22 protein-coding genes are annotated in these 21,944 nt (G+C 41.8%); 6 read left to right on the plus strand and 16 right to left on the minus strand.

The genetic code is table 11. The features are described from left to right. Positions 1-119 precede the first annotated feature (119 nt). A complete protein-coding gene (locus BDD30_RS04205) occupies positions 120-566 on the minus strand; it encodes a hypothetical protein (protein ID WP_015833584.1) in 447 nt (148 codons plus the stop codon). 247 nt (positions 567-813) lie between these two features. Then, a complete protein-coding gene (gene fabB, locus BDD30_RS04210) occupies positions 814-2,028 on the minus strand; it encodes a beta-ketoacyl-ACP synthase I (protein WP_015833583.1) in 1,215 nt (404 codons plus the stop codon). 791 nt (positions 2,029-2,819) lie between these two features. Here fabB and BDD30_RS04215 point away from each other — a divergent pair. After that, positions 2,820-3,323 carry a hypothetical protein gene (locus tag BDD30_RS04215; protein WP_015833581.1) on the plus strand — a complete coding sequence of 168 codons (504 nt, stop codon included), beginning with the start codon at positions 2,820-2,822 and terminating at the stop codon, positions 3,321-3,323. Between the two features lie 345 nt (positions 3,324-3,668). Here the strand turns inward: BDD30_RS04215 and BDD30_RS23430 are convergent, their stop codons facing one another. Then, entirely contained in the window at positions 3,669-3,824 is a 156-nt protein-coding gene (locus BDD30_RS23430) for a hypothetical protein (protein ID WP_170152941.1), read from the minus strand. A 121-nt stretch (positions 3,825-3,945) separates the two neighbouring features. Beyond that, on the minus strand, positions 3,946-4,404 hold the full coding sequence (locus tag BDD30_RS04220) for an Lrp/AsnC family transcriptional regulator (protein WP_015833580.1): 459 nt from the start codon (positions 4,402-4,404) through the stop codon (positions 3,946-3,948). A gap of 214 nt (positions 4,405-4,618) precedes the next feature. Here BDD30_RS04220 and BDD30_RS04225 point away from each other — a divergent pair, with 214 nt between their 5' ends. From BDD30_RS04225 to BDD30_RS04240, 4 genes are all read left to right on the plus strand, one after another. Beyond that, positions 4,619-5,230, plus strand: coding sequence for a LysE family translocator (locus BDD30_RS04225; protein ID WP_041381703.1), 612 nt, complete (start codon positions 4,619-4,621; stop codon positions 5,228-5,230). Between the two features lie 169 nt (positions 5,231-5,399). Next, positions 5,400-7,469, plus strand: a complete 2,070-nt coding sequence (gene mnmC, locus BDD30_RS04230) for a bifunctional tRNA (5-methylaminomethyl-2-thiouridine)(34)-methyltransferase MnmC2/FAD-dependent 5-carboxymethylaminomethyl-2-thiouridine(34) oxidoreductase MnmC1 (protein WP_015833578.1) — start codon at positions 5,400-5,402, stop codon at positions 7,467-7,469. A gap of 103 nt (positions 7,470-7,572) precedes the next feature. Continuing rightward, the gene (locus BDD30_RS04235; RefSeq protein ID WP_015833577.1) at positions 7,573-7,872 is read left to right on the plus strand and encodes a type II toxin-antitoxin system RelB/DinJ family antitoxin; all 300 of its coding nucleotides are present in this window, start codon (positions 7,573-7,575) and stop codon (positions 7,870-7,872) included. Beyond that, positions 7,859-8,170, plus strand: coding sequence for a type II toxin-antitoxin system RelE/ParE family toxin (locus tag BDD30_RS04240; protein ID WP_041381701.1), 312 nt, complete (start codon positions 7,859-7,861; stop codon positions 8,168-8,170). Before BDD30_RS04235 ends, BDD30_RS04240 begins: the two co-directional genes overlap by 14 nt. A gap of 110 nt (positions 8,171-8,280) precedes the next feature. Here the strand turns inward: BDD30_RS04240 and BDD30_RS04245 are convergent, their stop codons facing one another. From BDD30_RS04245 to hutI, 11 genes are all read right to left on the minus strand, one after another. Next, entirely contained in the window at positions 8,281-8,559 is a 279-nt protein-coding gene (locus tag BDD30_RS04245; protein ID WP_015833575.1) for a YfcL family protein, read from the minus strand. 21 nt (positions 8,560-8,580) lie between these two features. Then, a complete protein-coding gene (locus BDD30_RS04250; protein WP_015833574.1) occupies positions 8,581-9,132 on the minus strand; it encodes an elongation factor P hydroxylase in 552 nt (183 codons plus the stop codon). A gap of 23 nt (positions 9,133-9,155) precedes the next feature. Then, positions 9,156-9,956 carry a sulfite exporter TauE/SafE family protein gene (locus BDD30_RS04255; RefSeq protein ID WP_015833573.1) on the minus strand — a complete coding sequence of 267 codons (801 nt, stop codon included), beginning with the start codon at positions 9,954-9,956 and terminating at the stop codon, positions 9,156-9,158. An 87-nt stretch (positions 9,957-10,043) separates the two neighbouring features. Then, a complete protein-coding gene (gene aroC / locus BDD30_RS04260; RefSeq protein WP_015833572.1) occupies positions 10,044-11,129 on the minus strand; it encodes a chorismate synthase in 1,086 nt (361 codons plus the stop codon). Between the two features lie 80 nt (positions 11,130-11,209). Beyond that, positions 11,210-12,142, minus strand: a complete 933-nt coding sequence (gene prmB / locus BDD30_RS04265) for a 50S ribosomal protein L3 N(5)-glutamine methyltransferase (protein WP_015833571.1) — start codon at positions 12,140-12,142, stop codon at positions 11,210-11,212. 235 nt (positions 12,143-12,377) lie between these two features. After that, entirely contained in the window at positions 12,378-13,769 is a 1,392-nt protein-coding gene (locus BDD30_RS04270; RefSeq protein ID WP_015833570.1) for an amino acid permease, read from the minus strand. Positions 13,770-13,854: 85 nt separating this feature from the next. Continuing rightward, complete coding sequence (gene hutH, locus BDD30_RS04275) at positions 13,855-15,399, minus strand: histidine ammonia-lyase (RefSeq protein ID WP_015833569.1); 1,545 nt, start codon at positions 15,397-15,399, stop codon at positions 13,855-13,857. A gap of 8 nt (positions 15,400-15,407) precedes the next feature. Continuing rightward, positions 15,408-17,087 (minus strand): urocanate hydratase, encoded by a 1,680-nt coding sequence (gene hutU, locus BDD30_RS04280; protein ID WP_015833568.1) that lies wholly within the window; start codon positions 17,085-17,087, stop codon positions 15,408-15,410. A gap of 443 nt (positions 17,088-17,530) precedes the next feature. Then, positions 17,531-18,262, minus strand: coding sequence for a histidine utilization transcriptional repressor HutC (hutC, locus tag BDD30_RS04285; RefSeq protein WP_015833567.1), 732 nt, complete (start codon positions 18,260-18,262; stop codon positions 17,531-17,533). Between the two features lie 107 nt (positions 18,263-18,369). Beyond that, the gene (hutG, locus tag BDD30_RS04290) at positions 18,370-19,326 is read right to left on the minus strand and encodes a formimidoylglutamase (protein WP_015833566.1); all 957 of its coding nucleotides are present in this window, start codon (positions 19,324-19,326) and stop codon (positions 18,370-18,372) included. A gap of 17 nt (positions 19,327-19,343) precedes the next feature. Beyond that, positions 19,344-20,588 (minus strand): imidazolonepropionase, encoded by a 1,245-nt coding sequence (gene hutI, locus BDD30_RS04295; RefSeq protein WP_015833565.1) that lies wholly within the window; start codon positions 20,586-20,588, stop codon positions 19,344-19,346. Between the two features lie 236 nt (positions 20,589-20,824). Here hutI and smrB point away from each other — a divergent pair, with 236 nt between their 5' ends. Next, positions 20,825-21,367 (plus strand): endonuclease SmrB, encoded by a 543-nt coding sequence (gene smrB, locus BDD30_RS04300; protein WP_041381697.1) that lies wholly within the window; start codon positions 20,825-20,827, stop codon positions 21,365-21,367. Positions 21,368-21,371: 4 nt separating this feature from the next. Here the strand turns inward: smrB and sixA are convergent, their stop codons facing one another. After that, positions 21,372-21,854 (minus strand): phosphohistidine phosphatase SixA, encoded by a 483-nt coding sequence (gene sixA / locus BDD30_RS04305; protein WP_015833563.1) that lies wholly within the window; start codon positions 21,852-21,854, stop codon positions 21,372-21,374. Between the last annotated feature and the right edge of the window lie 90 nt (positions 21,855-21,944).

The following is a 21,944-nucleotide window of genomic DNA, read 5'->3' on the forward strand; positions in this document are numbered from 1 at the left end:
GACTATTAATGAAAGCCCAATCTGCTGGGTTCTGATTTTGCGTCAAATATGACATTAATGCAAAAGCATAATAGCCATCAAAATAATCCATAAAAACAAAAAATTACTGTACTCTTGCTTTAAAACTCTCGATTAGCGATTAAATAACCATTAAATAATACCGAACATTCAATATCATTGACGATTGTCGATGCAATAAAAACATTTACCTTGCCTTTTTTATCAAAATAGGTAAATTTTACGATTAGATTATGCGGATTATATTCTGTATAATTTTCATAATAGTCTTCATACCTAAGTCTGATTGAACTATCTCTTAATTTGTCTTTTTCTACCTCTTTTCTAGCAAGTTCCGAGGCGAAAATATTATTTACTTCAACATCAGAAAGCAATTCAATTTTTGTTCTTTTTAAATCAATATCCTGAGAATTCATGTTAAAATCATTTATCATTTTATCCCGCATATTCATCTCAATATAGCCGCTTGTTTGAATGCAAAATTCATTTTCAGCATATAAGTTAAAGGAAAAAAATAGCAGAATATAAGAGAATAAACGCAGTATCATACAGCTTCCAATTCTTCATCATTAAGAGCGCCACACTTTTTTACTTGTGTTGAACTCAACTATGGTACAACCTTCTGACATTCACCACCCGACATAGGAGGTGTCTTTATTCTATGAATTCTGAATTCATCTCTTCTAAGCACATAATGACTAGAATCAGACGACAGAAATAGTGATACGGACAGTGCACCACAAGCCACCACTTTTGTCTAAGCACTGTCCTGAATAACCTGATGATAAAAAGGGCTTAACCCAAATACTTGCTCATAACCAAGGAAGCATTAGTACCACCGAAACCAAAACTATTGGACATCACAGTATTCAGCTTCTGTTCAGTAGGTTCAGTAATGATATTCATACCCGCTGCTTTATCATCGAGATCTTCAATGTTAATGCTAGGTGCGACAAAACCATGCTCCAGCATCAATAAGGTATAAATCGCTTCATGTACACCTGCGGCACCCAATGAGTGGCCCGTCATCGCTTTTGTTGCAGAAATTGCTGGTGTCGTATCACCAAACACTTCCCTAATCGCTTCTAGTTCTTTCAAATCACCAGCAGGAGTAGAAGTACCATGCGTGTTCACATAGTCAATAGGTCCTTTCACACCCTGTAGTGCCATATTCATACAACGAACCGCACCTTCTCCGGACGGAACAACCATATCAGCACCATCAGATGTTGCACCATAACCAACAATTTCAGCGTATATGTGTGCGCCGCGTGCCAAAGCATGTTCCAATTCTTCAACAACAACGATACCGCCACCACCAGCGATTACAAAACCATCACGGTTTTTATCATAAGTACGGGAGGCTTTTTCAGGAGTTTCATTGTATTTCGTGGAAAGAGCTCCCATCGCATCAAATTCACAACTCATTTCCCAGCACAGTTCTTCACCGCCACCAGCAAAAACAATATCCTGCTTCCCTAACTGAATAAGCTCAACTGCGTGACCAATACAATGAGCTGAAGTAGAACATGCAGAACTGATAGAGTAGTTTACCCCTTTGATTTTAAAAGGAGTTGCAAGGCAGGCTGACACACCGGAAGCCATTGAACGGGTCACCATATAAGGTCCCACACCCCGCAATCCACGGGCACGCATACCATCAGCCCCCACAACCTGGTTATACGGGGAACCACCACCAGATCCCACAACGAGTCCACTGCGAATATTGGAAACCTGTCCATCAGTCAGACCAGAATCTTTAACTGCTTCATCCATCGCCAGATAAGCATAAACAGAAGCATCACTCATGAAACGCTGAATTTTGCGGTCAATTAACCCCGCAGTATCCAGTTTTACATTACCCCAGACGTGACTTCTCATTCCTATCTCTTTAAATTCCTCTGAAAAAGTTATCCCAGAGCGACCTTCTTTCAGAGATGTTAGTACTTCTTTCTGGTTATTACCAATGCTGGAGACAATGCCTAAGCCAGTGATCACTGCACGCTTCATTAAATACCTCACCTCGTTAAAATGTTCATCTGCTATCTGCGGAATTTTTATAGTGGCACTTTAGCGTACACTTGTACGCCGAACAAGTCCGATCAGGATAAAATTGCGAAGAAAAGTTCATCTATCCAAAAATTCCAATGTATTTTTTGGTCAAAACCACCACTAACTTGCATTGAACATATTCAAACAGCAATAGATAAAAATAAATTTCAGGTAGAAATCATTCTGGTAAACAATAAATGCTGGTAATTTTTATCAAATACTGGGGAAAATATAATAATATCAATTTAACATCTATAAATTTATCAAACATATGAATAGTAATCGGTAAGTTGATTTAATTAAAGATAGGTACTTTATATCTACTTAACAAAACCATGTTACTGCTTATTGTTCTGTTCTTCACTTTATTGTTAATAACACTATCTTTAAAAAAGAAAAAACCGGCTTACAGATAACAATGAAGGTACTCGCTACTGCTGTACCTGTTATTTTTATACATTTTTCTAATTCAAAAATAAGCTTAAGAACAACTATAACCATGAACAAAGTCTTTATGAAAAAAGCCGCCAGATCTTTTATTTTTGTATTGACATAATTACACGAATTACCCAAAATCAAGTGGTATATGTTTTGAAGTAAAAAATTTTCTGACTTTATCCGGTAGATAAAGCGATCACTTATATGCAAAATGATGGTAATTATGTCATGTAATATACAAATAGTAGATTCATTGTAAGACTTAGCTAAATTAGAGTAATTCCACCTGCTAATTTTAATGAGGATTAATAATGAGAGTAATCGGTTATTTTCTATTCATCATTGGTATCATATGGATATTAGTGGCTTTTAATATGGATACAAACGTTACATCACAACAGAATCATATATTAATTGGAGCATTCATCACACTTTATGGTCTAATTATGATTATATCCAGCAGAAATCAGCGGTTATTAGAGTTCATATGCAAAAAATATAATAAGGATGTTTCTGGATCAAGCTCAGAAAAAGCACTTCCACAAGCCCCCATGCAAAATTCAGATAACTTAAAGCAAGCTAATAATTACCGTTATTATGACTTTATTGATAGAGACTCAAATATTCTTGAAAAAAGAGTGGCTGAATTTTGCGAGTTATGCTCATTTTATATTAAAGAAGTCAAACACAATGGTGGTGACGAAAAAGCAGCTATATTTAAGGTAATGTTAATTATTGATACAATTTCTTCACATTTGACGAAAAAACTATCAAAAGAATTTAAAAAATTGTGTGAACTTCATATTTCTTTATAGATATAAATCTTACTTCATTAATAGGGTTTTTATTTAATCAGGTTAAATTTCTCCGTTACTATTACTAAGGAAACTTGTTAATGATTAAATGCAATATATGATGTGAACCTTTATTTATTTTCTAACAGCATTCAAATGCTGACTATTAAGTGGAACTTAGATTAAATATCTCAGGAGAAAATTCTGAGAGAAAGTTACTCATATTTTTATCAGATAAAAATAACACCAGTTTATTAGTTTATTAGTTTATTAGTTTATTAGTTTATTAGTTTATTAGTTTATTAGTTTATTAGTTTATTAGTTTATTAGTTTATTAGTTTATTAGTTTATTAGTTTATTAGTTTATTAGTTTATAAAAGTAGACAATAAATAATTTATTAAATAAAAGATTATATCTTTCCCCGAAGAATTCCCCTCATCACAGTGAATATCGCCCAGATAACTATACCCGTCATCTTTCAAGTTGCCTCTTTGTTGGCTGCACTCACTCACCCCGGTCACATAGTTAGCTATGCTCCCGGGGATTCGCTCCCTGGCCGTCGCGATTCATCTTGAAATCCATAGGGTATATATCCTTTATCAATGCCTGTTCTGCATAGGAATAGAGGAATAGATTTGCAACTCATATTGGCAACATATGCGTCAGCTTAGCAGTTTCCATCGGTACTTCTGTTTTCACGCTTTGAATACTGTCGATCCGAGTTAGGTGTTCAGCATGGAAACGACGGTAAGAATGGAGATCCTCGGTAACGATTCTCAGAAGCGCATCACATTCTCCCGCCATTAAGTGGCATTCCACAATTTCAGGCATTTCTCGGATAGCATCAGTGAAACGCTGAATCGTCTCTGCATCCTGGGCCTTAAGCCAAATCCGAGCAAACAATGAAAGACCAGCTCCGATCTTCGAACCATCAAGTACTGCAACATAGCGTTTAATGATTCCCGCCTCTTCCAATAACCGTACACGCCGCAAACAAGGCGATGGCGATAAACCAACTTCTTTAGCTAATTCGACATTCTGGAGCCGGCCGTCACGTTGTAAAGCACGAAGGATACGTCTATCAATATTATCTAATTTCATTGGCACTCAATTTCACTAAAAATGAAAATTAATCATATGAGTTTCAATATTACCAGTAAAATTGAAAAATTAGACACAAAATTTCACCAAAATTAGCTTAAAATACCAATTCTTATCTTTCTATAGATTGATTATAACGTCTAACTTACCCAACTTACTTGTTACTAATCCAGTAATTCAGACGTTCTTATTAAACATTTATGGAGGAAAAATCATGCAATTAGAAAATATTTTAGTCTTCGCCGCCACTGTATTGCCGTTAATTTGTACTCCCGGACCCGATATTATGTTCGTGGCATCTCAAGGTCTATCAGCAGGAAAAAGAGCCGCTCTACGTGCCAATGCAGGGGTCATCTCCGGCTATTGTCTGCATGGCATTCTTGGTGCTTTGGGTGTTACCGCTATTGTTGCAACTTCACCAATTCTGTTCGAGGCGATGCGCTGGATCGGAGTTGTCTACCTAACCTATTTAGCGATCCAGATGTTTCATTCAGCAATGCGCCCCAACAAAATCACTTTCTCGCCCTCACCTGCTAAGACCTTACTGACCAAAGGCTTCTTAACCAGTTTCCTGAATCCTAAAGGATTATTGGTCTACTTTGTTATCCTGCCAAACTTCATCATCGCTGATGGCAACCATACACTCCAATCCATAATTCTTTCAGCCATTTTCATCAGCACCTGCGCTCTAGTTTATGGATTAATCGGTATCGTTATAGCCGGCATGGGGCAAAAAGGCTCGTTTAGTGACCACCGCCGTCGCTGGGTTGAAGGCATTGCCGGCGGGCTTTTAAGTTTGGCCGCCTATCATCTAGCCAAGAATTAAACAACAAGTTTATTAGTATGATACCCGATAATAGTCAGCACTTATCCAAACACAGGTGCTGGCTGCTAACCAAGTCACCGTATTTCCAATCTTTATTTTCTGCCAGGTGGTACATCAAGCTTAACCTCGCTAAAATCGCGCTATTATCAGTAACATTGTAGGCATTGCCGTGAAAAATTCTGCCATTTGTACCGCTACCCTAAGCTGGAATGATCAAGGTACCCCGATTTCAACACAATTCGATGACGTTTACTTTTCAAATCAGGATGGGCTGGAGGAAACCCGTTATGTATTTCTTAATGGCAACCAATTTCCCCAACGATTCAGTACTCATCCTCGTTCTAACTGTGTAATAGCGGAAACCGGCTTCGGGACAGGATTGAATTTTCTGACGCTCTGGAAATCATTTGATGCATTTCGACAACAACATCCTGACGCTCCACTACAACGCCTGCATTTTATCAGTTTTGAAAAATACCCACTGCAAACCAGTGACTTACGGGTAGCTCATCAACGTTGGCCTGAACTTAACATTTTTTCTCAACAACTCTGCCGACAATGGCCTCAGCCACTAGCAGGCTGCCACCGATTGATTATGGCAAATGGGACAGTCACACTGGATTTATGGTTTGGTGATGTTAATGATCTATTACCAACCATGGATTCCAGCCTTTACGGGAAGATAGACGCCTGGTTTTTAGACGGTTTTGCGCCAGCCAAAAATCCACAAATGTGGAGCGAACAGCTATTTGCGGCTATGGCGCAATTTGCCCGCCCAACAGGAACTTTTGCAACCTTTACCTCTGCTGGCGTTGTCCGTCGTGGTTTACTACAAGCTGGTTTTGATGTCAGTAAAATCAAAGGATTTGGCCGCAAAAGGGAAATGTTGACTGGAACCCTAGCAACCCCAAAATGTCAATCATTGCCTGCACCATGGTTTGCCCGTCCACCCGCAACAAGTGGTACAGATGATATCGCTATTATCGGCGGAGGCATTGCCAGTATTCTCACCGCTCTTGCCTTACTGCGTCGTGGAGCATGTGTTACGCTTTATTGTAAGGATGAATCTCCAGCACAAGGTGCATCCGGTAATCGTCAAGGAGCACTTTACCCATTACTGAACGGCAGTAATAACGCACTCGAAAAATTCTTTACTTCTGCATTTACTTTTGCTCGCCGCCAGTATGAACTGCTATCAGCACAGGATATCAATTTTGACCATCAATGGTGTGGTGTCAGCCAGCTTGCTTATGATGAAAAAAGTAGCAAGAAAATTGAGAAAATTCTGGCAACAGAATGGCCCGATGAAATAGCCATTGGAATGAATCGTCACCAGTTGAGTGAGAAATGTGGGCTGGATATTAATCATCATGGTATTCACTATCCACAAGGCGGATGGCTATCTCCAACTGAATTGACCAGAGCTGCAACAGAATTAGCACAACAACAGGGGATGATCTGTTTTTTCAATCATGAAGTTACCGCTCTTGCCCACAACAAAGACAGTTGGCAACTGTATCTGATGCATCAAGGACAATCCTTAAACCGGCATCATAAAACGGTAGTTATCGCCAATGGTTATCATCTACCTCAGTTTGAACAAACTCAGAAATTGCCCGTGACTGCTGTACGTGGTCAGGTTAGCCATATTCCGACAACGACAGAACTGAGTAAATTGAAAAATGTGCTCTGCTATGATGGCTATATGACACCAGTTAATCCAGCCAACCAGCACCACTGTATCGGTGCCAGTTATCAACGTCATCAGCTTGATAACAAATATTCAGAAACGGAACAACAGGAGAACCATGATCGACTGCTGAAATGTTTACCTAATGTCGGATGGGTAAATCAGGTTGATGTTTCCGCTGGAAAATCTCGTCAAGGTATTCGCTGCGTTATTCGCGACCATATGCCAATGGTGGGAAATGTACCGGATTTCAATGAAATAATGGCAGATTACCAAGATCTACCAGAACAAATCCGCACTGGAAAACCAATCACAAACGCTCCCAGTTATTCCAATCTCTTTATTATTGGGGCATTAGGTTCCCGCGGTTTATGTTCAGCGCCATTAAGTGCAGAAATTCTTGCAGGGCAAATTTTTGATGAACCATTACCACTGGACAATGAAACACTTGCAGCCCTTCATCCAAACCGCTTTTGGATCAGAAAGCTGCTGAAAGGCCGTAAAGTGAAAACTGAAAAGCCATTAAGGAACTGCACTGCCAAACGTTAGATATTCCTATGAATTTTGGTAATGTAATTTAATATATCCTAACTCTTGCACATAGCTCTCAAATGAGATACATAATGAAATTTGATAAGCGGAGGATAAAAATATGGCAGCTCAAACATCAATGCTGCACGTTCGTGTAGACGATAAACTCAAAGCCGATGCAACAAAAACACTCGCTAATTTAGGTCTAACCGTATCGGATGCTGTACGCATCCTGCTAACCCGTGTTGCCAGAGATGGTGCGTTACCCGCTGGTTTCACCGCTGATACGGAAACTTACGATGCTTGGTTTTTCGCTAAAGTGCAAGAAGCACTCGACGATACGCGCCAACCTGTCCCACATCAGCAAGTAATGGATGAAGCCCAAGAATTAATTGAAAGGAAACTTCGTGCTAACTCTTGAATGGAGGGAAACAGCCAGAGCTGACTTGTTGACAATTATTGATTACATATCTGACGATAATCCCCATGCAGCTCAACAGTTAAAAAACGCAATAGAGAATAAGGTGGCAACACTACCAGAGCGCCCGCAACTTTACCGACTAGGCCGCATTCCCGGTACGCGGGAAATGGTTGTTCAATCCAACTATGTAGTAGTGTACGCCGAAACAACCCACACGATAGTTATCCTACGGGTACTACACACCTCACAACAATGGCCACCATCAAGCGAGATAAAAGCAACGAAAAGCAAAACATAGAAAGAATAAAAATCGCTATTGAGTCTCTAATTCTGACGAACTGCACTGCCAAGCGTTAGATATTCCTATGAATTTTGGTAGCACAGTTCGTTTTCTGCCCCTCAATAAAATTATTGAGTTTTAGCATTGTCCAACAGACGCCGCCAGGTATTGAGAACCAGAATCTGATCCGGTGGTGTCAGTTCTCCCGCTTTAATCGCATTTTGGATACTTTCTTCAACACGATCATGAAGCTGTTCAGCCGTATGAGCACCTTCCTGTTCTAATTCTGCCACTGCTAAAGTGAGATGCCCGCGGAGATAACCACCAGCAAATAATTCATCATCACTGGCGTAATCTACCATGTCATCGATTTGCGATAAAATACGCGTTTCAAACTCAGCGAGCATCATTTTTCCTCAAATTCAGTTTTATTCTGCGAATATATCTTCCGGGTAAGGAAAATGTTCCGCTTTCAGTGGGGGCGTATTGTAGAACGATTGTAGCCCTTGAATAAAGCACTCCGCTCTCGCAGGTATCCCTTCTTCTAAGTAGTCCATTATCTGAACATGAACTTTACGTTGAAAAGCCAATCTGTCAGGTTCAAAATCCCCTTCGAGATTGTCACAACTAACATTAAACGGAAACCCAGCTGCGGTACAAAACAACCAATCAAGTGCTTGTGGTTTAATTTCTACTTTCTCAAATTCACTTTGAGTCCGTGCATCACGACCATCCGGGCAATACCAGTAGCCAAAATCCACCAATTTCCGGCGCTCTTTACCCGCAATGCACCAATGAGCAATTTCATGTAACGCGCTGGCATAGAAGCCATGAGCAAATACAATTTGGTTATAAGGAGTCTTTTCATCTGCTGGCAAGTAAATAGGTTCGTGATCACCCTTTACCAGACGCGTATTGTATTCTTCGCCAAAACAGCGATTAAAAATATCAATAAGTTGTTGATAGTTATGCGTTGTCATGAATTAAAAAACAAAATCCTGAATCAGAAATAAAATGCCAGCCAAGTACGAATTGCATCGCCGTGATTATCATTCAGTAATTTAATGCTCATCAAAAATGAGATAATGACAATCATAGGGCGAATAAGTTTTTGCCCATGAGTCAAAACCAAACTTGCCCCCAATCGTGCACCAATCACCTGCCCTGCCAACATCACAAACCCCAATCCCCATAAAACCTGACCACCAAGGATAAAAAGTATCAGTGACCCCATGTTAGAAGCAAAGTTCAATACCTTAGCATGAGCTGTAGATTTCGCCAGGTTATAACCACATAGGGTAACGTAAACTAACGCATAAAATGAACCAACGCCGGGACCAAATATACCATCATATAAACCCAGTCCACCCCCGGCAAGACAAGCAAATGCCACTGGAGTTAAACGACGATGGCGATCTTCCCTGCCAATTGCCGGAGTCAAAAGAAAATACAAACCAATAATAATGACCATAACCGGTAATAGCTGACTGAGGAAATCTGGTTTCATAAACTGGACAATAATCGCACCAGCCATTGAACCAAACAGTGTCATCAGTATGGCAAAGCGCTGAGATTTGAGATCAACCGCACCATAACGGACAAAATAGAGACTCGCAGAGAAAGAACCTCCCACGGCCTGCAACTTGTTTGTCGCCAACGCCTGCACCGGAGAAACGCCCACTGATAGCAATGCAGGAATGGTTAACAAACCACCACCACCAGAAATCGAGTCAATAAATCCAGCAATCACCGCAACCAGAAAGAGCAGAACATAAACTTCTGCCCCTGATAATAACCAATCCATACTTTATCCCATCAAGAGAAATTGCTTATCAGCATTAAGCTACCCATTTCAACATCCGGGATTTTCAAGGCTAGCTTCATCCTCCGCTCACCAACCAGAAAGTCTGGATTCGACATCAGCACACTGTGCTCTCTGGCGTAATAAATGATCCATCAGGACAATAGCCATCATTGCTTCTGCAATCGGGACTGCTCGGATACCAACACAAGGATCATGGCGACCACGAGTCACCATTTCCACCTCTTCACCCTGACGATTAATCGTTTTGCCCGGTACCATGATGCTGGATGTTGGCTTTAGCGCAATACGAGCAACAATTGGCTGGCTACTGCTGATCCCGCCAAGAATGCCACCCGCATGATTACTGGTGAACCCCTGAGCTGTAATTTCATCCCTGTTTTCGCTGCCACGTAAATTGATAACGCCAAAACCATCACCAATTTCAACACCTTTTACTGCGTTAATACTCATCAGCGCATGAGCAATATCAGCATCAAGACGGTCGAAAACAGGCTCCCCCAATCCAACTGGAACATTTTCTGCAACAATCGTCACTTTCGCACCAATGGAATCACCGGCTTTTTTCAATTCACGCATCAGGGCATCAAGTTGTTCAAGTTTGGCTTCATCAGGGCTGAAGAATGGGTTTTGTTCCACCAGCTCCCAATCCTTCAATTCGCAATGGATATTTCCCATTTGACTCAGGTAGGCACGGACACGAATACCATATTTATCCAGTAGATATTTTTTCGCTATCGCACCGGCAGCAACACGCATTGCCGTTTCACGGGCAGAAGAACGACCACCACCGCGATAGTCGCGGATACCATATTTTTGTTCATAAGTGTAATCGGCATGCCCCGGACGAAACACATCTTTGATAGCACTGTAATCCTGAGAACGCTGATCCGTATTTTCAATGAGTAAACCAATACTAGTGCCAGTAGTTACCCCTTCAAATACGCCCGAAAGAATACGAACCTGATCCGGCTCACGGCGCTGCGTTGTATAGCGGGAAGTTCCCGGGCGACGCCTGTCTAAATCAACTTGCAAATCGGCTTCTGTGATTGCAATACCCGGTGGCACACCATCAACAATACATCCCAATGCCAAACCGTGAGATTCGCCAAAAGTGGTGACCCGGAAAAATTGCCCGATACTATTTCCAGCCATGCCAATTCCTTCTTGTTAATCGTTCTTTTATTTAACTCTGCCGTTTTGCATTATTACAACAGCTACAGCTTATTCAATGATCAATCTTTGAATAAACGAAAATGCTCATGATGTTCAATAAGCTGTTGACGCGTCAACATAAATACGCCGTCACCACCATATTCAAATTCCAACCAAGTAAATGGCACATCAGGATATTGTTCAATCAAATGCACCATACTGTTGCCAACTTCACAAATCAGTATCCCCTGTTCTGTCAGAAAATCTGGGGCTGTTGCCAGAATACGGCGAGCTAGTTTCAAACCATCGGAACCTGCGGCCAGCCCTAACTCAGGCTCACAACGGAACTCCTCCGGTAAATCGCTCATATCCTCAGCATCAACATAAGGCGGATTGGTGACGATAAGATCATATTTAACAGGCGGCATATCGCGGAATAGATCAGAACGGATAGGAATTACCCGGTGTTCAAGGTTGTGATTCTGAATATTCTGTTCAGTTACCACCAGCACATCTGCTGAAATGTCCACTGCATCAACTTCCGCTTCCGGGAAAGCATATGCACAAGCAATCGCAATACAACCGCTACCGGTACAGAGATCAAGAATATTTGCTGGTTTGTCAGGGATCAATCCAGCAAACTCATTATTTATCAATTCACCAATCGGTGAACGCGGCACCAGAACCCGCTCATCAACATAAAATTCATGGCCACAAAACCATGCCCGATTAGTCAAATAAGCAACGGGAATACGTTCATTAATACGGCGAAGAACCCGTTCGACAATACGATGACGTTCAGTTGATGTTAATCGTGCTGTCAGCATTTCCTGTGGAATATCCAGCGGCAGAAACAGCGATGGCAGAACCAGTTGCAGTGCTTCATCCCATGGATTATCTGTACCGTGTCCGTAATAAATATTTGCCGCATTAAACCGGCTGACAGACCAGCGCAACATATCCTTAATGGTATATAATTCAGCCACTGCCTCATCGATAAAAATCTTGTCCAAAAGCCCCTCCAGCCCTGTAAACTCATTGACCCGTTAGTTTGCCACGATCACAAAGACAAATCAGCTTTCATGTCAGGCTAATGATAGAGAATTTTAAGCGATAATGTTCAACGGTCGATAGATTGAGAAATTGCAATAATAAAGAGCACAAGTAATTTATTTCAGATTCTTAATTCATGCTCTGTGGAAACCGTCTTATTCAGCCGGCAACAAGACGATTTTTCCACATATTTAATTACTGCATTTCCCTGACAGATTGAGCACCAATAATAATTACATTATTTCGTATGAATAAATAATAGGCAGATGTCAACAGCAAGATCCATATTCCTCCCACATAGAATGCAATTCGTGTATCCGGAAAATAACTGAGAATAGCAATAATAAATATCATAAACACGATAGTCAGTATCGGTGCAACAGGCCACATCGGTACTGGAAATTGTAATTTTCGGGCTTCTTCCGGTGACATCTTTCTACGCATAGCAAATTGAGAAAGTAAAATCATTAACCAGACCCACACCGTAGCAAAAGTGGCAATCGAAGCAATGATTACGAATATCTGTTCAGGGAGCAAGTAATTGAGAACAACAGCACACAGCAGCGCTAGCGTCATAATCATAATAGTCACCCAAGGCACGCCGTTACGGCTTAGATTCATAAATTTTTTATGCGCTAACCCTTTCTCAGCCATACCGTACATCATACGACCTGCACCAAAAATATCACTGTTAATAGCCGAAATCGCAGCAGTAATAACGATAATATTTAGAATATTCGCCGCCGAACTAATTCCTAGTCCCTGAAATATTGCAACAAATGGGCTGCCTTCCTGACCGATGCTGTTCCAAGGGTAAATTGCCATCAATACAAAAATAGTCAGAACATAGAACAGTAGTATGCGAAATGGAATGGAGTTAATCGCTTGCGGGATCATTTTCGCCGGATTTTTAGCTTCACTAGATGTAATACCAATGATTTCAATACCACCGAAAGCAAACATAACGACGGCCAAAGATTCGATGATGCCACCAAATCCATTAGGCATAAATCCGCCGTGTTGCCACAGATTTTGCACTCCAGTTGCCTGAAAATGGCCACTGAAACCAAATAAAATAATACCAACCCCGGCAATAATCATAGCGCTGATCGCGGCAACCTTCAGAATCGACAGCCAGAATTCCATTTCACCAAATACTTTCACTTTACAAAGATTCAGCGCGCCAATAATGAAAATAATGCTGAGTACCCATATCCAACGTGGCACTTCTGGATACCACAATCCCATATAAATACCGAAAGCAGTCACATCAGCCAGACAAACTATGATCATTTCAAAAGTATAAGTCCAGCCAGTAATAAATCCCAATAACGGACCTAAGTATTGATGAGCGTAGCTGGCAAAAGAACCGGCATCCGGCTTATGGACCGCCATTTCCCCAAGAGTACGCATTACCATAAAGACCGCAGCACCGCCCACTAAATAAGCTAACAATACCGCCGGACCCGCCATTTTTATTGCTTCAGCAGAACCATAAAAAAGACCTGTACCAATCGCAGAACCCAACGCCATAAACCGAATATGACGGGCGTTAAGTCCTCGTTCTAGTTGTGATGAGGCTTGCATGATTTACCCTCTTATCTTTTATTATTGGGTTTTATGAAATATAAATGCAACAATCGGGCCGGACAGCAGCCGGCCATCGGTTTATTTAACTGTTATTTTTAGTATGTAATATCTGTCCAGCAGGAAGTAGTGAGGAAAGGTGTTGCTCAGACAATAGCTGTACAGCGACAGCAATATCTGGAGCAAAAAAACGATCTTTATCGTAATAATCTACCTTTTCGCGTAGAATGCGACGCGCTTTTTCCAGAACCGGGCTACTTTTCAAACCATTTCGAAAATCAATTCCCTGACAGGCAGATAACCATTCAATTGCCAGAATACCTCTGGTATTGTCCGCCATCTCCCATAAACGACGCCCAGCAGCTGGGGCCATTGATACATGATCTTCCTGATTGGCTGAAGTAGGTAAACTGTCAACACTAGAAGGGTGTGCCAACGCTTTATTTTCACTGGCAAGCGCCGCCGCCGTCACCTGAGCAATCATAAAACCTGAATTCACACCACCGTTATCAACCAGAAAAGGTGGAAGCTGTGACATATGCGAATCCATCAACAACGCAATCCGCCGTTCCGATAATGCCCCTATTTCTGCTAATACCAGCGCCAAATTATCAGACGCCATTGCAACAGGTTCAGCATGGAAGTTACCACCAGAAATCACTTCACCTTGTTCAGCAAAGACCAATGGGTTATCAGATACAGCATTAGCTTCAGTTAGAATAACATCGGCAGCATGACGCAATTGAGTCAGACAAGCTCCCATGACCTGTGGCTGACAACGTAATGAATAAGGGTCCTGAACCTTAGGGCAATTTATATGAGAATCTGATAGTTCACTGCTTTTTTCTAATACGTAACGATACAATGTAGCAACATCAATCTGTCCCTGTTGCCCCCGAACGGCATGTACACGCGCATCAAATGGTTTACGAGAACCCAACGCCGCCTCTACAGATAAAGAACCGCAAACTATTGCCGCTGCTAACAGATCTTCTGCCTCAAATAATCCACGTAAAGCAAAAGCCGTGGATACTTGGGTACCATTGAGTAATGCCAAACCTTCTTTGGCTGCCAATGTAATAGGTTGTAAATTAGCTTTTGCCAGAGCTTCTTTAGCTGGCAACCACTCTCCCTGATAACGAGCCTGCCCTTCGCCAAGTAATAACAAGCTCATATGTGCCAACGGTGCCAAATCACCAGAGGCCCCCACCGATCCTTTACAGGGAATATGAGGATAAATTTCCGCATTAACTAACGCAATTAATGCCTGAATAACTTCAAGACGAATACCAGAGTAACCACGGGAAAGACTGTTAATTTTCAATACCATGATCAATCGGGTCATATTATCATCCAACGCTTCACCTATCCCTGCGGCATGAGACACGACAAGCGAGCGTTGTAGTTTTTCTAAATTATCTTTTTCAATTCGTGTACTGGCTAATAACCCGAATCCGGTATTAATTCCGTAAGCAGTGCGATTTTCAGTAAGAATAGCATTAACGCATTCCACGCTACGCTCAATTGCGGGAAAAATCTGGCTATCCAGTGTTATTTTTACTGGTTGTAGATAAACCTGACGTAATTCATCAAGGGTCAATTTGCCTGGGTAAATAGTTAACTGTTTCATAATATTCCTTATTTTGTATTGAGCATCGGCAAATCTAATCCTTGCTCTTTAGCACAATGGATAGCGATTTCATAACCTGCATCGGCATGACGCATCACTCCGGTAGCTGGATCGTTGTGTAGTACCCGTGCTATACGCTCAGCGGCTTCATCAGTTCCATCACAAACAATCACCATACCGGCATGTTGTGAGAAACCCATACCAACACCGCCGCCATGATGCAGAGAAACCCAGGTAGCACCGCTAGCAGTGTTAAGCAAAGCATTCAACAACGGCCAATCAGAAACGGCATCAGAGCCATCACACATAGATTCGGTTTCACGGTTCGGACTAGCAACAGAGCCGGAATCCAGATGGTCACGCCCAATGACAATAGGGGCAGAAAGTTCGCCACTGCGTACCATTTCATTAAAAGCTAACCCCAGCTTGGCTCGTTCCCCTAAACCAACCCAGCAAATACGGGCGGGTAATCCCTGAAAACTAATGCGTTCCCTTGCCATATCCAGCCAACGATGCAAATGTTTGTCATCGGAGAGCAATTCTTTAACTTTGGCATCAGTTTTATAGATATCCTGTGGATCGCCAGAAAGTGCTACCCAGCGGAAGGGGCCAATACCACGGCAGAATAACGGGCGGATATAAGCAGGAACAAAGCCAGGAAAATCGAAGGCATTTTCTACGCCGACCTCATATGCCATTTGGCGAATATTGTTACCGTAATCAAAAACAGGAATACCCCATTGCTGGAAAGTCAACATCGCTTCAACATGTTCTGCCATCGAAGATTTTGCTGCTTCGATAACTTCTGCCGGTGCTGAAATAGCACGTTGACGATATTCTTCCCAACTCCAGTTTTTAGGCAGATAGCCGTTGAGAGGATCGTGTGAACTTGTCTGGTCAGTGACCAAATCCGGACGTACACCCCGACGAACTAATTCTGGCAAGATTTCAGCAGCATTGCCGCACAATGCGATAGAGATGGCTTTGCCTTCCTGAGTATATTTTTCAATCCGGGCCAGTGCATCATCCAAATCTTTCGCTTGTTCATCAACATAACAAGTGCGCAGGCGGAAATCGATCCGACTTTGTTGACATTCAATATTCAACGAACATGCTCCGGCTAATGTGGCAGCCAGTGGTTGTGCCCCGCCCATACCACCCAAACCCGCAGTTAGCACCCAGCGCCCTTGTAAATTACCGTTATAATGCTGTCGGCCAGCTTCCACAAACGTTTCATAAGTACCCTGCACAATTCCCTGACTGCCAATGTAGATCCAGCTACCCGCCGTCATTTGACCGTACATAGCCAGCCCTTTAGCATCCAACTCGTTGAAGTGTTCCCAAGTAGCCCAATGCGGTACCAGATTTGAGTTTGCAATCAGTACCCGAGGGGCATTCTTGTGGGTTTTAAACACCCCAACCGGTTTACCCGACTGAATTAACAGCGTTTCGTCGTCTTCCAGTTTCTTCAACGTTTCAACAATCTTGTCATAGCATTCCCAGTTTCTGGCAGCTCGACCAATACCGCCATACACCACCAGCCCATGCGAATCTTCAGCCACTTCCGGATCAAGATTATTCATTAACATGCGCAGAGGAGCTTCAGTTAACCAGCTTTTAGCGGTTAATTGCGTTCCTCTGGGTGCCCGGATATCAATATCACGAAATTTACTCTTCTGGGCAGTCACGGTTTGGCTCCTTGTTTGTCTTTGTATATTTGTTAAATGTATAGTTGTATATACATGTATATTCAATAGACCAAACTGTTAGCTAAAATGATATATTTATAGGTTTATTGTTATTATTTTCTTATAAATCAATTTGTTAATATTATTTCTTTCTGATTATCAAGGAGTAATATTTTTCTTATTTTTGTGTTTATAATCACAAATTATTTACATTAATTTTACAAAAATATAATTTAAGGAAGGAAAGGCTTTACCTGATTTGTCACCAGTAATACAGGCAAGTTCTGAGCGGTAACAAACTGATACCCGGAGTAAATAAAAGGGCATCAGTCACTGTATTGATATGTTATAAAAGGTCCAAATTTGCAGTTGAACACGCATCTTTAACAGCAATCTCTATTAGGAAAGGGCTTTATAGCACTTCTTACTAAGACACTGTTTAGCTATGAACTGAAACGTCCTTTCAATTTGTAGCGATTTCCGGGAAATAGCAGCCCAGCACTGGAAACTGTGTAGTGAGTTGACCAAGTTCGTCGACTAATTAATAAACAGGGAGCACCTGACTCAATTTGCAACAATTTACAGGATCGGGGATCGCCAGCAATAGCCTCCACAATATGCTCACCTTCCGTTAACGGTGCAATCATTGACAAATAATCGTGTGGCGTAAGCTTCGTAAAATCCTGTTGCAAATAGCCAGGAGCTGCCTGGGCATTAACATAACGATCTTCTATCTGAACAGGAACGTCGTTTTCATAATGGACAATAACTGACTGGTAAATCGGCATACCAACGATAATATCCAATTCAGCGGCCTGTTTTACGTTAGCGTGCAACTCTGATAACTTTAATATTTTGCAGCGATGCTGATGAGAACGGGCTGAGATCTCATCAGCAATACTGTGAATTTCGAATAATGCGGATTGCCCTTTCGGCTCAGCAACAAACGATCCCACCCCTTGTAGCCGTACTAATAGCCCTTCCGCAGTCAATTCACGCAACGCACGGTTGGCAGTCATACGGCTACAGTTAAACTGCTTAACTAACTCAGCCTCCGATGGAACACGATCATTAACTTTCCATTCACCAGTATAGATTTTTTCGATAATGGACTGTTTTACTCTGGCATACAAAGGCACAGGTTTGGCAAATGATCCTGATAAATGTGTCGTCACAATAAATTCCTTGTTGCTATAAAAATGTTAAGTGATTAATTACACTAATTTTATCAGGCTATCTTTGCCAAAAAATAACAGCACCATAGTACTGTTATCTTAAGCAATCAATACCACCAATGTACTAATTGCCAGGCAAGACGTGCTGCCGCTTTCCCTCCCATCCCTTGAATATCAAATATTGGATTGAGTTCAACCAAATCAGCCGCCTGTAATTTCCCACTCTGACAAATCGGCTGAATCAATTGCAGAAGGCGTTCCAATGGTAACCCCAGTGCTGCCGGCGCAGAGACTGCTGGCATCTGATATGCAGGTAATACATCCAAATCGATTGTCATGTAAATCAAATCCACTTGCTGAAGTGTATCTTGTATCTGCTGTTGTACTCTGTCTAACATGGTTTCACAACACTGATTATCCCAAATGATCTTAACATTCAAGTGACTTGCTTCATCCAACAACGCTTGGGTATTAGACGCCAAACTTGCGCCAATACAAGTATAGTGAAATGGTCGGTGATGTTGCTGACAATATTCAGCAAGCTGACGAAATGGTGTTCCGGAAGTTGGTTGCGATGACCGCCGTAAATCAAGATGAGCATCAAAGTTAATAATACCAACACGTTGATGTGGAAAAGCATCATAAATTCCGACACCATGAGCAAAAGCTGTTTCATGTCCACCACCTAGTACCAGAGTGCGCACATTCTGATGTTGGCATTGAGTAACTGCATCAGCCAAGGCTTGTTGTGCCTCACTCAATTGATTGAGATTAACGCGAATACTGCCCAAGTCCACCAATCTGTCATGCCCTTTATGACTAGCCATATTTGCCAATGACTGCCGTAAATAATCAGGACCTTGATTAGCACCTGGCCTCCCCTGGTTGCGTTTTACACCCTCATCACATTCGAACCCCAGCAGTGCAATATGGTGAGAAAATTCTTCCGGTGTAAAATAAGGGGATTGTTTGATCGTTTGAAAAATCCGCAGTGCATTATCTGCTTCTGCCAAATCATTTCGCCCTTGCCAAATAGTAGGCGAAGTAGCATGCCATAAATTCATTTACTGCTCCTTATCTGCTATATATTAATATTAGAATGAGTAATAGCGCCACGAAATACCCTAGTATTCAATAGGTTACGACCTAGCTCATAGAAAATATCGACAGGATTTTCTGCATCCCAAACAATAAAATCAGCATAAGCACCTGCACGTAGCTGTCCATGACTATTTTCTCTACCCAATGCGCGAGCAGCATGTCGAGTAACGCCTAACCATACCTCTTCAGGAGTCAGCCCAAATTGCACACAAGCCATATTCATCGCCAAACGCAGAGAAGCAAATGGACTGGTTCCAGGATTAAAATCAGTAGATACAGCTATCGGTACCTTAAATTGTCGTAATAAATCGACAGGTGGGCGCTGTGTTTCCTGCAAAAAATAGAAAGCACCGGGAAGTAAAACAGCAACTGTGCCACTGTGGCTAAGAGCTTCTACTCCCGCTAGATCCAGATATTCAATATGATCAACTGAAAGACCGTGATAACGAGCTACCAGTTCACTCCCTCCCAAATTGGATAATTGCTCCACATGTCCTTTTACCGGGATGCCCCAGCGCTGTGCTTCCTGAAAAAGCCGCTCGGTTTGTTCCAGATTAAATCCTACGCTTTCACAGAAAACATCTACCGATTCAAACAACTTTTTTCGCCAGAGTTGTGGCAAGATCACTTCACAAACCAAATCCATATAAGCATTAGGATCGTGTTTATATTCAGGTGGGCAAGTATGAGCGGCGAGCAATGTCGCGCTGATTTCTATCGGATTATATTTCCCTAGGTTTTGTGCAACCTGTAGCAATTTTTCTTCATTTTCCAGATCTAATCCATAACCCGATTTAGCCTCAATAGTGGTTACGCCTTCAGCCATAAATGCAGTCAGACGCTGCTGGGCAGAATGGCCAAGTTGCTCAAGAGAACTAGTTCTAGTCGCTGAAACTGTCGCATTAATACCCCCTCCCTGTGCGCTGAGTTCAGCATAAGACATACCATTTAAACGCTGTTCCCATTCATAAGCTCGATTACCGCCAAAAACTAAATGAGTGTGACAATCAATTAAACCTGGGGTAATCAGGCGTTGTTGGACATCAATTACCTGACAACGATTCGTCTGTAATGTTGCTACAGGCAAAATAGCTAAAATTTTGTCATCACGCACCAGAAGATCATGTTCTGTTAATAATCCATAAGCTGCATTGATAGTCGAGTCCATTGTTGCCAGTCTTGCATTACGCCAGATGACATCAGTATCACGCAGTTCTATTGCCATGGTTAGAATCCTGTATTCGTCTGTATCTGATAAAGCAGGCCATTAGTTGTATATACATTTATTTTCTAACCAACAATAATTGTCAAATCATTTCGTTGACTACCTGAACACAACGTCTTGTTCGCATTTTCAGTCAACAAACCGGGCAAAGCCCGGTTCTATTAGACATAATCAGGTTAAACAGTTAAAAAGATAGCGTACACTTGTCACAAAATAGTTTGATTAATTGAGCAATGATGAAAAATAAATATTCCCTGAATGAGGAAGAGATTAACTTGTTTAAAGAATCGGTATCGGGTATCAAACGCATGAGCCAAGATACTGTCTTACATCCTCCCGTAAGAAAAAGAACCAGCCATGTTGCCCCTGAACGAATACAGCAAGAGCAAATTGATGCCAGCTACTATTTTTCCGATGAATTCCAACCTAACCTCAATACAGAAGGCCCTACTCGTTACATACGAGAAGATGCAAACCATTATGAACTGAAAAAACTACGCCGAGGTGATTATTCGCCAGAACTGTTTCTTGATTTACATGGGTTAACTCAAATGCAAGCCAAGCAGGAAATAGGTGCACTAATCGCTGCTTGCCGCCGGGAACATGTCTATTGTGCCTGCATCATGCACGGCCATGGAAAACACATTCTCAAGCAACAAACTCCACTATGGCTAGCCCAACACCCAGATATTATGGCCTTCCATCAAGCACCAAAGGAATGGGGGGGTAACGCCGCATTATTAATACTTGTCGAACTTGATGAGCCTATACATCGCTGAATTATCAAACTTTTGCTGCCAATTGTGACGGACTTACCTGCCAGACAAGAGTACCTTTACCAGTCTGGTTGTTTAAATCCACACATGTAATTGCAGATGTTGCAAACATCAGCGGAATTTCTGCTGGACATAGCTCTGCAACCAAATAACCGACTAACGGTAAATGAGAGACAACCAAAACAGCATCATGCCCTTGTTCAGCAAGAACCTGTAGATAGCTGCTAACCATAGCAGCATCACCTGATGGCGTTAATCCTGGTAACACTTCTTCACCGACTGGTAATGACAAAGATTTGCGAACAACCTGTAACGTCTGTTCAGCACGGATATAAGGACTCACTAACACCAGATCAATCTTAGGCCCCTGCTGTTCCAACCAATAAGCCATTTCTTGTGATTCATGGCAACCGCGGGGAGTGAGTTGCCGGGCTGAATCGCTGATGGCATCTAAAGCTGCTTCACCATGACGCATAATAAAAACTTGCATAGTCCACCGTATGAATGAGTTTACGTAGTTATTCTGCTAATAATAAATATCAGTAATTGCCACCTGAGTTATACAACAAAAATTGTTATC

It is taken from the genome of Photorhabdus asymbiotica, assembly GCF_003634575.1.
GTDB classification, from domain to species: domain Bacteria; phylum Pseudomonadota; class Gammaproteobacteria; order Enterobacterales; family Enterobacteriaceae; genus Photorhabdus; species Photorhabdus asymbiotica.

Bases quoted from the DNA above. Each gene is read 5' to 3' on its own strand.
- BDD30_RS04205 (WP_015833584.1), bottom strand. From the start codon at position 566: ATGATACTGCGTTTATTCTCTTATATTCTGCTATTTTTTTCCTTTAAC.
- fabB (WP_015833583.1), bottom strand. From the start codon at position 2,028: ATGAAGCGTGCAGTGATCACTGGCTTAGGCATTGTCTCCAGCATTGGT.
- BDD30_RS04215 (WP_015833581.1), top strand. From the start codon at position 2,820: ATGAGAGTAATCGGTTATTTTCTATTCATCATTGGTATCATATGGATA.
- BDD30_RS04220 (WP_015833580.1), bottom strand. From the start codon at position 4,404: ATGAAATTAGATAATATTGATAGACGTATCCTTCGTGCTTTACAACGT.
- BDD30_RS04225 (WP_041381703.1), top strand. From the start codon at position 4,619: ATGCAATTAGAAAATATTTTAGTCTTCGCCGCCACTGTATTGCCGTTA.
- BDD30_RS04235 (WP_015833577.1), top strand. From the start codon at position 7,573: ATGGCAGCTCAAACATCAATGCTGCACGTTCGTGTAGACGATAAACTC.
- BDD30_RS04245 (WP_015833575.1), bottom strand. From the start codon at position 8,559: ATGCTCGCTGAGTTTGAAACGCGTATTTTATCGCAAATCGATGACATG.
- BDD30_RS04250 (WP_015833574.1), bottom strand. From the start codon at position 9,132: ATGACAACGCATAACTATCAACAACTTATTGATATTTTTAATCGCTGT.
- BDD30_RS04255 (WP_015833573.1), bottom strand. From the start codon at position 9,956: ATGGATTGGTTATTATCAGGGGCAGAAGTTTATGTTCTGCTCTTTCTG.
- aroC (WP_015833572.1), bottom strand. From the start codon at position 11,129: ATGGCTGGAAATAGTATCGGGCAATTTTTCCGGGTCACCACTTTTGGC.
- BDD30_RS04270 (WP_015833570.1), bottom strand. From the start codon at position 13,769: ATGCAAGCCTCATCACAACTAGAACGAGGACTTAACGCCCGTCATATT.
- hutH (WP_015833569.1), bottom strand. From the start codon at position 15,399: ATGAAACAGTTAACTATTTACCCAGGCAAATTGACCCTTGATGAATTA.
- hutG (WP_015833566.1), bottom strand. From the start codon at position 19,326: ATGAATTTATGGCATGCTACTTCGCCTACTATTTGGCAAGGGCGAAAT.
- hutI (WP_015833565.1), bottom strand. From the start codon at position 20,588: ATGGCAATAGAACTGCGTGATACTGATGTCATCTGGCGTAATGCAAGA.
- smrB (WP_041381697.1), top strand. From the start codon at position 20,825: ATGAAAAATAAATATTCCCTGAATGAGGAAGAGATTAACTTGTTTAAA.
- sixA (WP_015833563.1), bottom strand. From the start codon at position 21,854: ATGCAAGTTTTTATTATGCGTCATGGTGAAGCAGCTTTAGATGCCATC.